The 14,560-nt window shown below is 41.1% G+C and carries 15 protein-coding genes and 1 tRNA gene; 9 read left to right on the top strand and 7 right to left on the bottom strand.

Annotated elements, in window-relative coordinates:
- Window positions 1-67 precede the first annotated feature (67 nt).
- Window positions 68-1,009 carry a bifunctional riboflavin kinase/FAD synthetase gene (locus QJ048_RS17680; protein ID WP_282335733.1) on the bottom strand — a complete coding sequence of 314 codons (942 nt, stop codon included), beginning with the start codon at window positions 1,007-1,009 and terminating at the stop codon, window positions 68-70.
- Between the two features lie 183 nt (window positions 1,010-1,192).
- On the opposite strand from QJ048_RS17680, the gene QJ048_RS17675 reads away from it, so the two are divergent.
- The 3 genes from QJ048_RS17675 to QJ048_RS17665 all read left to right on the top strand — a co-directional run bounded on the left by QJ048_RS17675 (window position 1,193) and on the right by QJ048_RS17665 (window position 4,231).
- Window positions 1,193-1,843, top strand: a complete 651-nt coding sequence (locus QJ048_RS17675) for a DUF4294 domain-containing protein (protein ID WP_282335732.1) — start codon at window positions 1,193-1,195, stop codon at window positions 1,841-1,843.
- Between the two features lie 302 nt (window positions 1,844-2,145).
- Window positions 2,146-3,177, top strand: coding sequence for a Smr/MutS family protein (locus QJ048_RS17670; RefSeq protein WP_282335731.1), 1,032 nt, complete (start codon window positions 2,146-2,148; stop codon window positions 3,175-3,177).
- A 118-nt stretch (window positions 3,178-3,295) separates the two neighbouring features.
- A complete protein-coding gene (locus tag QJ048_RS17665; protein ID WP_282335730.1) occupies window positions 3,296-4,231 on the top strand; it encodes an NAD(P)H-dependent flavin oxidoreductase in 936 nt (311 codons plus the stop codon).
- A gap of 186 nt (window positions 4,232-4,417) precedes the next feature.
- Here the strand turns inward: QJ048_RS17665 and ligD are convergent, their stop codons facing one another.
- The 3 genes from ligD to QJ048_RS17650 form a co-directional block, all read right to left on the bottom strand.
- Window positions 4,418-5,326 carry a non-homologous end-joining DNA ligase gene (gene ligD / locus QJ048_RS17660; RefSeq protein WP_282335729.1) on the bottom strand — a complete coding sequence of 303 codons (909 nt, stop codon included), beginning with the start codon at window positions 5,324-5,326 and terminating at the stop codon, window positions 4,418-4,420.
- Between the two features lie 173 nt (window positions 5,327-5,499).
- A complete protein-coding gene (gene ku, locus QJ048_RS17655) occupies window positions 5,500-6,273 on the bottom strand; it encodes a non-homologous end joining protein Ku (protein ID WP_282335728.1) in 774 nt (257 codons plus the stop codon).
- 104 nt (window positions 6,274-6,377) lie between these two features.
- A complete protein-coding gene (locus tag QJ048_RS17650; protein WP_282335727.1) occupies window positions 6,378-6,575 on the bottom strand; it encodes a hypothetical protein in 198 nt (65 codons plus the stop codon).
- 165 nt (window positions 6,576-6,740) lie between these two features.
- Here QJ048_RS17650 and QJ048_RS17645 point away from each other — a divergent pair, with 165 nt between their 5' ends.
- The 6 genes from QJ048_RS17645 to QJ048_RS17620 all read left to right on the top strand — a co-directional run bounded on the left by QJ048_RS17645 (window position 6,741) and on the right by QJ048_RS17620 (window position 12,116).
- The gene (locus QJ048_RS17645; RefSeq protein WP_282335726.1) at window positions 6,741-7,286 is read left to right on the top strand and encodes a YceD family protein; all 546 of its coding nucleotides are present in this window, start codon (window positions 6,741-6,743) and stop codon (window positions 7,284-7,286) included.
- Window positions 7,287-7,312: 26 nt separating this feature from the next.
- Entirely contained in the window at window positions 7,313-7,507 is a 195-nt protein-coding gene (gene rpmF / locus QJ048_RS17640; protein ID WP_282335725.1) for a 50S ribosomal protein L32, read from the top strand.
- A 38-nt stretch (window positions 7,508-7,545) separates the two neighbouring features.
- Window positions 7,546-8,487 (top strand): phosphate acyltransferase PlsX, encoded by a 942-nt coding sequence (gene plsX / locus QJ048_RS17635; RefSeq protein ID WP_282335724.1) that lies wholly within the window; start codon window positions 7,546-7,548, stop codon window positions 8,485-8,487.
- A gap of 224 nt (window positions 8,488-8,711) precedes the next feature.
- Complete coding sequence (locus QJ048_RS17630; RefSeq protein ID WP_282335723.1) at window positions 8,712-9,638, top strand: CPBP family intramembrane glutamic endopeptidase; 927 nt, start codon at window positions 8,712-8,714, stop codon at window positions 9,636-9,638.
- A 117-nt stretch (window positions 9,639-9,755) separates the two neighbouring features.
- Complete coding sequence (locus QJ048_RS17625; protein ID WP_282335722.1) at window positions 9,756-10,262, top strand: hypothetical protein; 507 nt, start codon at window positions 9,756-9,758, stop codon at window positions 10,260-10,262.
- A 204-nt stretch (window positions 10,263-10,466) separates the two neighbouring features.
- Entirely contained in the window at window positions 10,467-12,116 is a 1,650-nt protein-coding gene (locus tag QJ048_RS17620) for an ABC-F family ATP-binding cassette domain-containing protein (RefSeq protein ID WP_282335721.1), read from the top strand.
- 180 nt (window positions 12,117-12,296) lie between these two features.
- Here QJ048_RS17620 and QJ048_RS17615 read toward each other — a convergent pair whose 3' ends face one another.
- From QJ048_RS17615 to QJ048_RS17605, 3 genes are all read right to left on the bottom strand, one after another.
- A complete protein-coding gene (locus QJ048_RS17615; RefSeq protein WP_282335720.1) occupies window positions 12,297-12,866 on the bottom strand; it encodes an FUSC family protein in 570 nt (189 codons plus the stop codon).
- A 3-nt stretch (window positions 12,867-12,869) separates the two neighbouring features.
- Window positions 12,870-13,904 (bottom strand): hypothetical protein, encoded by a 1,035-nt coding sequence (locus QJ048_RS17610; protein ID WP_282335719.1) that lies wholly within the window; start codon window positions 13,902-13,904, stop codon window positions 12,870-12,872.
- A gap of 379 nt (window positions 13,905-14,283) precedes the next feature.
- Window positions 14,284-14,371 (bottom strand) — tRNA-Ser (locus QJ048_RS17605).
- Window positions 14,372-14,560: the final 189 nt, after the last annotated feature.

Genomic DNA, 14,560 nt, shown 5'->3' with positions numbered 1-14,560 from the left:
ATATCGTAGTTTGAACAGAGTTGAATTTGATTCTTATTTCTCAGCCACAGCTATTAATTATTCTTTATTAATTGTTAATTAAAAACGCCTCTGCATTCCGCTTATCATTCGCCAACTGTTCCTTCAATGCCTCAAGTCCATTAAACTTTTGTTCATGACGAAGGAATTGGTGAATTGAAACACGCAATGTTTGTCCGTAAATGTCTTCGTTGAAATCAAAAATATTTACTTCTATAACCCTGTTCGTTCCATTAATAGTAGGACGAATACCAATATTCATCATGCCGCGATAAGCATGAATGGTGGAATGCTCAATCACAACATTAACGGCATACACACCATTGCCCGGAATAAGTTTTTCCTCATTTAAAATTTGAAGATTAGCCGTCGGATAGCCGATGGTGCGGCCAAGTTTATTTCCTTCAATAACTTTTCCTTCAAAAGAATAAGTGTAACCTAACAGCAAATTTGCTTCATTGATTTGTCCGGCTTTTAAATCCTGGCGAATGCGCGTAGAACTCACCGTTACCTCATTCAAAAGGTGTTCAGGAATTTCTATCAAACGAAAGCCCAGCTCTGGTGCATATTTTTCAAGCAGGTGATAATCGCCGCTTCTGTTTTTGCCAAACTTATGATCGTAACCGATTATAAGCGTATGAGGTTTGAATTTTTGCCAAAGGAAATTTTCGATGTATTCTGTAGCCGTCTGGCTTGCAAAGGCTTCTGTAAAGGGAATGATCACGACGTGATGAATACCTTGTTTTTCGAGCAGTGCAATTTTTTCTTCCGGGGTGTTTAGTAGATAAACCGGATCGGCGCCCGATGTTACCACTTTTTTAGGGTGAGGATGAAAAGTAATCACAACCGTTTCGCCATCAACAAGTTTTGCTTCTTGTTTCAGCTGATTAAGTATTTTTTGATGCCCGATATGTACGCCGTCAAATGTGCCTATAGTAACAACCGCATTCCTGAATGATGGAAGCGATTCGATATTTGTATGAACCTGCATAATTGCGGACGAAGTTAATACTAAATCAGTTAGAGTGATTTTCGCAAAATTTTGCGGTTGCAATTGAAAATCAATCAGGTTTACGAAGGCAAAAAACTTGTCTAAATTTTATAGTATTTAAGACAGCTTTTAAGGTTAGTTTTTTGTCATTATTGGAATAATATTTAGATTGTAGTCGTAAACATGACCCTGACGCGTAAATATCATTTTGTTGCATTGCTTCTTTTAGGTGTTTTCCTTTCCGTATTCCGTGCCGAGGCACAGGAAACAAAGGATACATTAGGGGATGTGAAGCGTCCTGAACTCGGTCCCAATGATACGATACCAGTTCCTGCCAAAATCGCCGACGGTGAACTTTATCCTGCAAACACACTGGAATGGACATGGGTGCAAGCTCCAATGCCTCCTGAAATGCGTAGACGACTCGAAGCATGGACGAGATTGCGCAACGCTGTTTATGTAACATATCCATATGCCAGGAAGGCCGGCATCATCCTGAATGACATCAATAGCAAAGTGACAAAAATGGATGAAGGCGATCGGAAAAAATACATTCAGTCAAGAGAAAAAGAGCTCAGAAAAGATTTTACCGAGCCCCTTACCAACCTGTCTGTTTACCAGGGAAAAGTGTTGATGAAATTAATCAACCGCCAAACAGGCAACAACTGCTACGATATCATCAAAGAATACAAAGGCGGACTCACCGCACGTGTTTATCAAACAGTTGCCTTCTTCTTCAATAGCAGTTTAAAACAACCCTACGACGCCTCTGGTGATGACAAACAGATCGAAAGCATCGTGCTGGAAGTGGAAAGAATGTATCCGAAAATGTGATGGGTGAATTGCATTCGTCCTGCGCTCAAGATTGTAGCACAAAAAGTTAAGGCCGGTTTTGAACTAAGCATTTGTATTTCAATTAAACATTCTTGCGTCGCACTCTTCAACTGAATAATACTATTGAACAAAAAATATTTTTGTACAAAAAGCAATCTCTTTGCGTTCTTTGCTTCTTTACGCCTTTGCGTGAATTGTCTTTGCGTCGCCGCTCATCTGTGTTCTCTGCGTGAAACAAAAAGCGTCGCATGAAAATTGTACCTTTGCGCTACTTTTTTAACTTAGATTAGAATTAATTCCGCATGAAATTTGAAGTTGGCGATAAAGTATTGGTAAAGCTTACCAACGAAGAAGGAGAGGTGATTGATATTATTAACGACACAATGGTAATGGTTGAAATAAAAGGCGTGAAATTTCCCGCTTATAACGATCAGCTTGATTACCCATACTTTAAAAGATTTACAGAAAAAAAGCTGGGAACACCACCCGCCAAAAAGCCGAAACAATACATCGATCAGTTGCCGAAAGAGAAACCAAAAGCCATTGGCAAAAAAGTTTCAAATGGCGTTTGGTTAAGTTTTCTGCCAAAATTCGAAACAGATGAATTTGGCGATGAAGTAGTAGAACTTTTCAAAATACACCTCATCAATCAAACTGAAACCGGTTACAATTTCGAATATAAAGTCAACTACTTTGGCAAGTCTGAATTTGGTTTGAAAAACCAGGTACACGCATTTGAAGATTTCTATTTGCACGACGTGCCATTTTCCGATTTGAGTGACAGTCCCAATTTTGAATTTGAATTTTCCCTGATCACTCCCGAAAAAGATAAAGCTTCACATTTCGAAAGCAATCTCAAACTGAAACCCAAACAGCTTTTTACAAAGATTGAAGAGTTGAAGGAAAAAGGCGAACCTACGTTTTCGTATCAGCTGTTTGATGTCTATCCACAAAAAGCGGTCGAAGCAGATACATTTGAATTAGGTAAACTGGCAGCAAAAGGCTTCAAGGTTTATGACGCGTCCAAAGTGCGCCAGAACCTGCCGCCAGCACGTACAGTGATCGATCTGCACATGGAAAAGATCACCGACAACTGGAAGCACATGAGCAACTTCGAAATTTTGTCGCTTCAGTTAAGCGAGTTCGAAAAGTATTACGAACTGGCATTGCAGCACAGGCAACCAAGCCTCACCGTAATTCATGGTGTAGGTAGCGGCAAGCTTCGCGACGAAATACACGATCTGTTAAAGCACCGTAAAGAAGTAAGATTTTTCGTTAACCAGTACCAACCTTCGTATGGTTACGGAGCGACGGAAATTTATTTTCAATACTAATCACTAATAACTGAATAACTGAATGACTGAATAACTGAGTGGTTGATAGTTATCGACCAAAATCGAAAAAGAACCATTCAGTTATTCAGTCATTCAGTTATTCAGTCACGTCAGCCATATGAACATCACCAATCTCTTCAACACGAAGTACCCCATTGTACAAGCCGGCATGATCTGGGCCAGCGGATGGCGCTTAGCCAGTGCCGTTAGTAATGCCGGAGGTTTAGGGATGATAGGCAGCGGCAGCATGTATCCCGATGTGTTGCGTTATCACATTCAACAATGCAAAGCCGCAACTGATAAGCCTTTTGCAGTAAATGTCCCTTTATTATATCCTGATATTGACAAGCACATACAAACAATTATTGACGAAGAAGTAAAGATTGTTTTCACTTCCGCCGGCAATCCTAAAACATGGACAAGCGTCTTAAAGGAAAAAGGAATTACGGTTGTGCATGTTGTAAGCAGCAGCAAGTTTGCATTAAAGGCACAGCAAGCGGGTTGCGACGCTGTAGTTGCAGAAGGCTTTGAAGCTGGCGGACACAATGGGAGAGAAGAAACTACTTCAATGGTGCTCATTCCCGCAGTTGTTGATGCGGTTCAAATTCCGGTGATTGCTGCTGGTGGTTTTGCAACGGGCAGGCAAATGCTCGCCGCGATGGTGCTTGGCGCCCAAGGTATACAAGTGGGAACCCGTTTCGTGGCTACTCATGAAGCATCTTCTCACATCAACTTCAAGAATGCTGTTATCAACAGCGAAGAAGGAGATACGTTGTTAAGTATGAAAAAGTTAGCACCGGTTCGTCTCCTGAGAAATCATTTTTTTGAAGCAGTAAAACAAGCTGAACTCTCCGGCGCTACGGAAGAAGAAATGAAAACATTACTTGGCCGTGGCCGTGCCAAAAAAGGCATGTTCGAAGGCGACCTCGATGAAGGCGAATTAGAAATAGGACAAGTAAGTGCGTTGGTTAAAGATATTCTTCCTGCTGGTGAAGTGGTTGAAAATATTTGGAGGGAGTACAACGAGTGCCTGAGTAAATTGGCACACGAATGACACGGATTGGACGGATTTACACGGATCTTTTTATAGCAAGCAGATAATATGATTTGAGAATTTTTCTCAGATATATTTTTTTAAGCACTTCAAACATGTGTCGAAAATAAATCCGTCCAATCCGTGTCATCCGTGTGCAATCAAATTTGTGTTAATCAGCTAAATCAGTGTCATCTGCGTGCCCTCTCACACGCCCAGGTTCTTCAACGCTTTCTTCAAATCAATTCCTTTCTCCAACACGGGCGCAAATAAATCTCCCTTTTTTTCAACCCTCTTGAAGATGTTTTTAAAATCAAATTGTGCAGGCGTCAAACCTTTTTTGACTTCTTTCCATTCCAAAGGAGTGGATACGGTGGCTCCGGGCTTAGGGCGAATGCTGTATGCACAAGCTAGTGTTTGTCCCCTTCTGTTTTGCAAAAAATCAATATAAATATTGTTCTTGCCGCGCTTTGATAATGAACGTTCAAGCGTTGTGAAATCTGGTAATAATTCAACGGTAAGAGAAGCGATCACATGCGCGAAATCCCTCGCCTGATCGTAATTGTATTTTGCTCCAAAAGGAATATATATATGCAATCCGGATGCTCCCGACGTTTTGCAATAACCATCAATTCCCGCTTTGTCTAAAACTTCTTTCACCGCCAAACCCGTTTCCACCACCTGGTCAAAAGTGTTTCCGTCAGAAGGATCAATATCAATAACAATGTAATCAGGATTGTCAGGTTTTTTGATAGTAGAGTTCCACGGGTTGATTTCAATGCTGCCGAGGTTTGCGACGTACAATAATGTCGCTTTGTTGTTGCATACAATGTAATTGATATCCTTGTTGGCAGACTCGGAAAATATCTCAAATTTCGTCATCCACTGCGGTGCATTATCGCCCGCATCTTTATGGAAAAATGCGGGCTGTTCAATACCATTTGGGTGACGCAAAAGTGATAAAGGCCTGTTCTTTAAATAAGGCAAAATGTAAGGAGCGATCTTTTCATAATAGAGAATCACATCGCCTTTGGTAAATTTTTCCTTTGGCCAATAGATCTTATCCAGGTTTGTAAACTCCAAAGTGTGCTTATCGACGGTGACTGTATTTTCCATAAAATGATTTTGTTGTTTTTTGAGTGAATTTCACGCAAAGGCGCAAAGAGAAAACAAAGGCCGGAAAGGGATTGGTTTCTACACAGCTTTCGTTATCGTTTATTGCAACATCTGTAAGGCCGTAGGACGAATGCAACTCGCCCCTGCATTTTCAACTTTCAACTTTCAATTAATTAAGAAGCTTTCTTTTTTCTTCCTTCTAAACTCGCTTTCAATTGCGACATCAGATCTTGCGATTTTGAATGCACCAATTTAAGCGGAGCAGGCGTGATGACCTTTCCTTTTGCTTTCGCTTTGATCAGTTTCATCAGCTCGTCAGAATAAGTGTCATGATATTTCGACATATCAAACTTCTCCGTAAGCTGGTCGATCAGCGCCATCGCCATTTTTAGCTCTGTCGCTTTGGGATTGGCTTCAGGAAGGTTCAATTCCTTTGACGAACGTATTTCTTCTCCAAACCTCATTTTGTTCAACACTAGTGCGTCGCCCGATACTTTAATCAAGCCGATATTTTCCTTGTTTCTCAAAACATATGTGCCCACGCCTGCCTTACCTGATTTCTGTAATGCGTCCCGCAAAAGGGCATAAGCTTTAGTGCCCGTTTTTTCCGGCGCCAGGTAATAAGGCGACTCATAATACATTGAATCAACCTCTGCTTGTTCCACAAACTGCAGGATCTCAATATGTTTGGTCTTTTCCGGACTGGCTTTTTGGAAATCTTCATCCGTCAGTATCACGTATTTGCCATCGAGGTCATAGCCTTTTACAATGTTTTCCCACTTCACTTCTTTGCCGGTTTTTTCATTCACCCGCATAAATTTTATGTGCGAATGATCCTTTTTGTCCAGCATATCAAGATCTAAATTGCTGTCTTCCACAGCACTATACAATTTAACAGGGATGTTAACCAGGCCGAAGCCCAGTGATCCGGTCCAAATTGCTCTCATGGTTTGAAGTTTTTAGTTTTTATTGCATTACTACAGAACGCCAAATGCTTAACGCAAAAAGCAGTACCAACATGCGTTAAACGTTAGGCATTTGGCATTTAGCTTTAACCATCATGCTTGTCTTCATTCGATGTTTTCTCAGCTCCCGGAGTATTGCCGGTCGTTTGCTCATTGTACCCTTTTTTGTTCGTTCTTTTGTGTAGTTCTGCCTGGTGCTTTGGGTCACTGCTAAGTTTTTTCGGATCGGGTTTGCCCGAATGCTTGTTCTGATCAGGTTGATTTATAATGGATTTCTTAGCCATGTCATTTATTTTGAACACGTTAAAAAATTATTCCATTTTCGGGACGGTGAGCTGTGGAAAAAATTGGACAGTGAGAATATTAACTAGTTGATTAAATTTGTTTTAAGAGAAAGATATTTTTCCAAAAATATCCCTTACCTTTGCAAACTCTTTAAAAGGGCATTCATGAGTCATCGTAGGGAATTTGATATAGCATTTGTGGGTTTAAAGCCTGGTGTTCATGAATATAACTATGAAATTAAAGATAAATTCTTTGAAGCGTACCAGGCGCAGGATTTTTCAAATGTAGACGCCACTGTAAAGTTAAGTCTTGATAAGAAGACCGGCTTTATGTTGTTGAAATTTGAAATTGGTGGCAGGCTGGAAGTAGTTTGCGACAGGTGTGGAAATCCGCTCCCATTTAATTTGTGGGACGAATTTAACATAGTCGTAAAACTGGTGGAAAACCCGGAAGAAATGAATGAACAAGAGGAAGATCCCGATGTTTATTATATTTCCAGAACCGAGAGCCATTTACATGTATCCGATTGGATCTATGAGTTTATTAACCTTAGCATCCCGATGCAGAAAATGTGCAGTGAAGATGAAATGGGCGGACCAAAATGTAACAAAGAGGTTCTTGATATGTTGAAGAAGATGGATACCGGGAACAATGAAACCCAAAACCCCATCTGGAAAGGGTTAGAGAAATTTAAAGATTTAGATAATTGATTATTTGTATTATAAATTGTTGAGTTATGCCAAATCCCAAACGACGTCATTCACAGCAACGTTCTGCTAAAAGAAGAACACACTACAAAGCTGAAACAACAACTTTGAGTGTAGACAGCACAACTGGTGAAACACACGTACGTCATCGTGCACACGTGAGCGAAGGTAAATTGTTCTACAAAGGTAAATTGGTAGCTGAAAAATCGCCCATCAAGAAATAGTCCTTAGTTAAAAGATTTATTTAATAGCTTGGCCGGAGATGAACATTGGATTAGACATAATGGGTGGAGACTTTGCACCGCTGGAAGCTGTGAAGGGCCTTCATCTATTCATGAATGAACATGTTTCTCCGGCTAATTTTGTGCTTTTCGGTGACGAAGAAAAAGTTCGTCCGCTTTTGGAGCAGTTTAATTTAAACGCTCCAAATATTTCCGTGGTGCACGCTCCTCAGGTAATTGAGATGAACGAGCACCCCACGAAAGCCCTTAAGGAAAAACAACAGTCCTCTATAGCTGTTGGTTTTTACGCTTTGGCAAAAGGAAAGATCGATGCCTTTATCAGTGCAGGCAACACCGGCGCCATGCTGGTAGGAGCCATGTACAGCATCAAAGCTATTGAAGGTATTTTGCGCCCCACTATTTCTACAATTATTCCAAAGCAAGACGGTACCGCTGGTTTGTTATTAGATGTAGGCCTCAATGCAGATTGCAAGCCGGAACATCTGAATCAATTTGCTATTCTTGGATCGCTTTATTCCAAATACATTTTGGGCATTGAAAATCCTAAAGTGGGATTGGTAAACATAGGCGAAGAAGAAGGAAAAGGTAATATTCTTGCGCAAGGAACATATCCTTTGTTGAAAGAAAATAACCAGATCAACTTTGTAGGAAACATAGAGGGCCGGGATATTTTCATTGACAAAGCAGACGTAATGGTTTGCGAAGGATTTACCGGAAATGTGATTCTCAAAATGGCTGAATCTTTTTACGAGATCACCCATCAAAAAGGCATTCGCCACGAATACCTTGAGCAATTCAACTTCGAAAATTACGGAGGAACGCCCGTTCTTGGGGTTTCCAAACCTGTAATTATCGGCCACGGCATTTCCCACGCCAAGGCATTCATGAACATGATTAAACTTGCTGCAAAAATGATCGACTCGAATTTCCTGGATAAAATGCAGGAGAGCTTTAAGAGCTGAGAGAAGCACGCAGATGACGCAGATTTGTCATGATTTCCACTGATTTTTATAGGTTAATCTTCCTTTTGTTTGTTGCTTCCAGTCTTCAACGGAGTTTGTTTATCTCCCTGTCTTAATTATTAGGGTCAAAGTTTTGATTTTTTAATTTTGATTTTGAGTGTCGACTTGTCAAATCATAACATATCTTCACGATCATCAAAATCTGCGTTCCATAAAATCATCGTTTGAAAACAATTTTCACCTACATAAAGTATTCCTTTTCTATTATTGATAAGCGCATATTGCTATGTGTTATTCCAGTTGTAGCAATGCTCATCACTTTGAATTACACTTATCATATAGAAACAGAAGTTATTTACGGTTATAGAGGTGTAAAGCAATTTTGGGGGTTTTATTTTATCTATTTAACAGCCTTCATCATTCCTTATCTAATTATTTTTCTTTTCAAAAAAGAACTACTGACAAAAGATAAATTTTTTTGGGTGTTGGTCTTTGTTGCGCCGGCAATATTTGCTGTCAAGGTAAGTGCAGGCGGCTGGAAACCCTTGCTCAATCAGGTTTTGGTGTCACCATGGTCGCAATACGTGAGTATTATTGTTGACTTGCCACTTCGATTATGCATTACAGTTTGTTTGTTGTGGCTGGCAAGAAAAATATGGCAAAACGATGAAAGTTTTTGGGGCCTAACAACAAAAGGTTTTGTATGGCAACCTTATGCTGTCATGCTCTTATGCATGATCCCGCTGATAACTTTCGCTTCTACGCAGCATGATTTTTTGAACGCTTATCCAAAAATGAAGAACATCTATTTCATCGATGAACATACTTCAAACAACTGGTTTTATCATTTGCTTTATGAGATTTCTTACGGACTTGACTTTGTAAGTATCGAACTTTTTTTTCGAGGCTTTTTAGTGATAGCATTTGCGAGATACGTTGGTCCCGATGCCATTTTGCCAATGGCCGCATTTTACTGCAGCATTCATTTTGGCAAGCCTTTGCTGGAATGTATTTCGAGTTTCTTCGGCGGATTTTTATTGGGCTGTATCACCTACAGAACCCGTTCCATCCTTGGTGGTTTAATGGTGCATCTTGGCATCGCGTGGATGATGGAAGTGGGAGGGTATCTGGGCAATCTTTGGGGGCATTAACGTGTACGATGTACGAAGTACGCAGTACGAAATGCCTTAGAATGATGCACCCTAACGAATGTCGTACACCGTACATCTTGAGGAACAGTTTTTTTGCAGATCCCTCAAAGTTTTCTCATGAAAAGCACATTGATCCTAATTGCCTGTCTTGTAGTTGTTTCCTGCAACAATAATGGTTCAAAATCTCCTGTCACCGAGGGGCATGCAGATAGTTTGACGCAGGAGCGGATCGAAAAACACACTGAGGATGCCGCCACTTCGCCTGCCAAATCTCCGGAAAACGGTGCCGTGCAAACTGACTCCGTTTTGAACCTGGAACTGCCGCAAAATGGTGATAGTTTAACAGTAAGAATTCTTAAGATATCAGCGCCTGTAACTTGTAATTTCCAGGTTAGAAATAAGTGCGTTCTCTTCGGAAGAATCATAACTCCTGGTGACAAGGGCAATATCCGGTTCAACCAGATATTTATGCCAGACAAATCTTCTGATGGCCCATTTGGAAAGGAGCTTAATTATGACATTAAGAAGACAGGACTTTACAAATTGTTAATAGGCGAGGATTTGATGGCGGAAAAACCCTATAGAGGTGAGTTTACGCTGGAATTGAAAATAAGTCAAAAGTAAAAATTAAAAAGTCAAAAAGGTAAGGTATTGATTATGCATGTGTTATTTCAAGCTAGAGAACCTTTGCGGTCTTCGCTTCTTTGCGCCTTTGCGTGAAACTGTAAAGGCCGAACCTTAACGTTTTTGCCTTTTTACTTTTGCCTTTTTACTTTTTCTCCTGCCTGTATTATCGTACCTTTGCAACTCGAAAAATTTAGCAATTACATGATTACGGTTAATAATGTTTCTCTATCATTTGGAAAAAGGGTATTGTTTGACGAAGTGAACTTAACGTTTAACAAAGGCAACTGTTATGGCGTTATCGGAGCGAACGGTGCAGGTAAGTCTACATTCTTGAAGATCTTATCTGGTGAAATAGAACCAAGTAAAGGTTCTGTAAGCATTACTCCCGGTGAGCGTATGGCCGTGTTGAAACAAAACCACTTTGAATTTGACGAAATTACTGTATTGAATACTGTGTTGATGGGCCACAAGAAAATGTGGGAAGTGTCGCAGGAACGTGACACTATTTACGCGAAAGCAGATTTCACCGAAGAAGACGGTATCCGTGCGGGCGAATTGGAAGGTGAGTTTGGCGAAATGGGCGGTTACACTGCAGAAAGTGATGCAGGAAGTTTACTGAGCGAATTGGGTGTAAAAGAAGAACATCATGGCTCTTTGATGAAAGATGTAAGTGGTAGTTTGAAAGTGCGTGTTTTGTTAGCGCAGGCATTGTTTGGTAATCCGGACGCACTGATCCTGGATGAGCCTACGAACCACCTTGACGTGGAAACAATCAGCTGGTTGGAGAACTTCCTGGCAGAATATGAGAACATCGTAATTGTTGTATCGCACGACCGTCACTTTTTGGATGCGGTTTGTACACACGTAGCAGACGTTGATCGTCAGAAAATCAAAATTTACACTGGTAACTATACATTCTGGTATGAGTCAAGCCAATTGGCTGCGCGTCAAATGACCGACAAGAACAAGAAGATGGAAGAAAAGCGTAAAGACTTGCTTGACTTCATCGCACGATTCAGTGCGAATGCTTCTAAAAGTAAACAGGCTACCAGCCGTAAGAAAGCATTGGAGAAATTGGTTATTGAAGATATCGAGCCTTCTAACCGTAAATATCCAGGTATTATTTTCAAACAGGATAGGGAAGTTGGTAACCAGATTTTGAACGTTGAGAAACTAACCAAGAAAGCTGATGATGGACGTATTCTTTTCAAAGACATCAGTTTCTCAGTAAGTAAAAATGATAAGATCGCTTTCTTCTCGAAAGATCCTTTAGCATTGACTTCTTTCTTTGAAATCATTGACAATAAAATACAAGCTGACGGCGGTAAATTTGAGTGGGGTACAACCATTACAGCCGCTTATTTGCCTAACGACAACACTGAGTTTTTTGAGAACAGCAAAGATCTTAACCTGATGGATTGGTTGCGTCAATATGTGCCACCAACAGTTACAGACGTGGATGAGCCGTTCCTTCGTGGATTTCTTGGAAAGATGTTGTTCAGCGGAGATGAGATCATGAAGAAAGTAGGTGTATTAAGTGGAGGTGAAAAAGTACGTTGTATGGTGAGCCGTATGATGTTGCAAAATCCTAACGTGGTTGTTCTTGATGAACCAACGAACCACCTTGATTTGGAAAGCATCCAAAGCTTCAACGAAAGCATGACAACGTTTAAAGGCATTGTGTTATTGACATCACATGACCATACGTTCATGCAGTCGGTTGCAAATCGTGTAATAGAAATTACACCAAACGGCGCTATCGACAGGCTGATGACATTTGATGAATATCTTGAAGACGATAGAGTAAAACAATTGCGTGCAGAAATGTACGGCGATAAAGTTTTAGCATAAGATAGTTTTAGATTTTTTTGAACGCCCGTCTGATTGACTTCAGCCGGGCTTCTTTTTTGGAGGTAGCACGCAGATGACGCTGATTATATTGATTTGCGCTGATTTGTTTTCTGCTTAGTGCGGTTTCGTTGCAAGCTTTTGAATTTTGATTTTTTACTTTTTACTTCTTCCGGGTATAGCTTACTTCGATAAGATTTTTGTTTCTTCCGGCGTGCGTTGAATGAACCAGACTCTTGACATGGCCAGACTTACCAAAAAGCCAACGAGACAGCCGAAAATAACTTCAGCGACTTTATGCAGACCGTATTCAATACCTACTCTTGTTGAAGCTCCGTGTGTAATACTTGCTGCTATCACTACTGCCGCCGTAATTGGAGCCTGCCGCCACATTGTTTTAATACGAACGACGTAGGATGAAACGAGCACAGTTGTGCCAAGCGCAACGGGCAACAACCATTCTTTTGCGCCACCTATAAGCAGAAATACAAGGCCGACTGCGCAGCCAACCAATACGTTGATAAGCCTTGCGCGAAACATTTTACGCGCCTCTGTGGGTTGAGGATCTGATGCTGCCACCATTGATGCGATCGCCCAAATGGGATTGGTATCGGCAAGATATCGCAGCGTAGTCCATGTGATCCATGTGGCAATAGCAACGTTCACTGCAAACCTCATTGCAAGAATATGATCGAATGAAAGGCCGAGTCTTTTCATCAGCGCTTCAGCCCTTTGTGATGATCGTCGCGCCATATATTACTCGTTGGATTTAGGAGGGTTGCCGAGCAATCTGTACACAATGCCCGTTTTCGTAGCATTCAAAGCCATCCAATCTTTTGCTGAATACTGCAGCGAAAGGAAAAATGCTTCGGCACGTTGCATTGCTTCGCGGGTTAGTTGCTTTCTGTCTCTAAACTTGATCTGGTAAGCAAATTCACCAATGAGCGGACGATGCTCTCCACGGGTGCGCCAGATGCCAACATTCGCTTTTGCGGTAAGGCCATCTCCGAAATCCAGCATGCAAATATCTTGCAGCACTTCTTCTACAATGGCGCCATTTACCAGGTTTATTCTTTCTCCCTCTTTCTGTTTTAGCGACTGTAAAGCTGGGAATACCTCCGATATAACATCAAATGAAAGCACATCACTCTGTGTTACATTTTTGCGCGGGAACTGCACATTGTTGGAATACAGAATGCGTATGCCGCCGAGTTTTTCTTTCAGCGGCAATACCTGGCATTTGAATTTTACCTGGTAATCTCCCTGTATTTGCGGCCGTACATCTGTTTCTGCCGTCTTTTGCAGGTCCGCATTTCTAAACTTGAAGACAATCTCCGGATCGCCTTCGGGGAATCCATTTACGTATGTTATGCGGCGACGCAAAATGAAAGAGTTGTTGTACAACCTGAAATCATCTGTGTCTATAAAAATGATCTCGCGAATTTTTGTGGGAGCGTCAATATAGTTACTGATGTTATAACTAACACCGTGTTCTGCAGCCGGCGCTTTAATCACTTTTGCGAAGTCGAACATGCTGTCTCTTGAAATGAACCGGTTGGGTTTAAGAATCAGCTTAAACGCGAGATAATTAAAGTCGGGATAGGGCAGGCCATCAGCGTATACGCCGGGCTCTATGTGTGGTATTCTTCCCACCCAGGATTTGTTTTCCGGCTCTCCGTTATCTGTTGCTGTTCCCAGGGAAGTTGCCTTTGCAGATGTGGGATTTACCTTCCCATTGGGTTTAATACTTTTTTTCTTGGCCGGCTTTACCGGTGCATGTGATTTTTGCATAATGGAGTTGTTATAAGAATGCGTTACGGGTGTTACACTAGCAGAATCTACAGTCTCTTAAGATACAATTCTTTTCGCGTATTCGAAAGCGTTTAACAGTAAACTGCCCCTTGTACATAGCAGCAGATTTTTAGTGTTTTTTTTGAAGCGATGAAGCCATTGTGTAGCACATAATTTCATTGTTTGTTTGCGGGAAGAAGCCTGAAATTCGGTTTGCTTTGCTTGTAGAGGATGATAGTTGCCAGGGAATTGCGCTGTGTCTATTGCAGATAGTTTTTGGGGTTTATGAGGATCACTCAAACTAATCTGATCACGACGGATAGGTACAACAAAAAAGCGCTAAAAAATAGCGCTTTTAAATTCCTTTTTTGAAGGGTTTTGGCGGAGAGAGAGGGATTCGAACCCCCGGACCTGTGACAGTCAACGGTTTTCAAGACCGCCGCATTCGACCGCTCTGCCATCTCTCCGGGTGCAAAATAAAGGTGCCGGGATTTATTTGCCAAAAAAGATTTCAAAAAATTGAAAATATTTTTTTCAACTATATGATTGATAGGCTGAAACTCAATAATAACAAGGGTTTTGGAGAATCGATGGTTGAAGAAAAGTTTTAACGATAAAACATGAATGTAGTGAAACATGCACCGGAACAAGCATAG

The sequence above is a fragment of the Pinibacter soli genome (assembly GCF_029961145.1).
In the GTDB taxonomy this organism is placed as follows: Bacteria; Bacteroidota; Bacteroidia; order Chitinophagales; family Chitinophagaceae; genus Pinibacter; species Pinibacter soli.
The sequence above is the reverse complement of the archived record's forward strand: the minus strand, read 5'-3'. Positions and strand labels throughout refer to the sequence as shown.

Coding starts and splice junctions, on each gene's coding strand:
- QJ048_RS17680 (WP_282335733.1), bottom strand. CDS start 1,009: ATGCAGGTTCATACAAATATCGAATCGCTTCCATCATTCAGGAATGCG.
- QJ048_RS17670 (WP_282335731.1), top strand. CDS start 2,146: ATGAAATTTGAAGTTGGCGATAAAGTATTGGTAAAGCTTACCAACGAA.
- QJ048_RS17625 (WP_282335722.1), top strand. CDS start 9,756: ATGAAAAGCACATTGATCCTAATTGCCTGTCTTGTAGTTGTTTCCTGC.
- QJ048_RS17645 (WP_282335726.1), top strand. CDS start 6,741: ATGAGTCATCGTAGGGAATTTGATATAGCATTTGTGGGTTTAAAGCCT.
- plsX (WP_282335724.1), top strand. CDS start 7,546: ATGAACATTGGATTAGACATAATGGGTGGAGACTTTGCACCGCTGGAA.
- QJ048_RS17665 (WP_282335730.1), top strand. CDS start 3,296: ATGAACATCACCAATCTCTTCAACACGAAGTACCCCATTGTACAAGCC.
- ku (WP_282335728.1), bottom strand. CDS start 6,273: ATGAGAGCAATTTGGACCGGATCACTGGGCTTCGGCCTGGTTAACATC.
- QJ048_RS17620 (WP_282335721.1), top strand. CDS start 10,467: ATGATTACGGTTAATAATGTTTCTCTATCATTTGGAAAAAGGGTATTG.
- QJ048_RS17675 (WP_282335732.1), top strand. CDS start 1,193: ATGACCCTGACGCGTAAATATCATTTTGTTGCATTGCTTCTTTTAGGT.
- QJ048_RS17610 (WP_282335719.1), bottom strand. CDS start 13,904: ATGCAAAAATCACATGCACCGGTAAAGCCGGCCAAGAAAAAAAGTATT.
- QJ048_RS17650 (WP_282335727.1), bottom strand. CDS start 6,575: ATGGCTAAGAAATCCATTATAAATCAACCTGATCAGAACAAGCATTCG.
- rpmF (WP_282335725.1), top strand. CDS start 7,313: ATGCCAAATCCCAAACGACGTCATTCACAGCAACGTTCTGCTAAAAGA.
- QJ048_RS17615 (WP_282335720.1), bottom strand. CDS start 12,866: ATGGCGCGACGATCATCACAAAGGGCTGAAGCGCTGATGAAAAGACTC.
- ligD (WP_282335729.1), bottom strand. CDS start 5,326: ATGGAAAATACAGTCACCGTCGATAAGCACACTTTGGAGTTTACAAAC.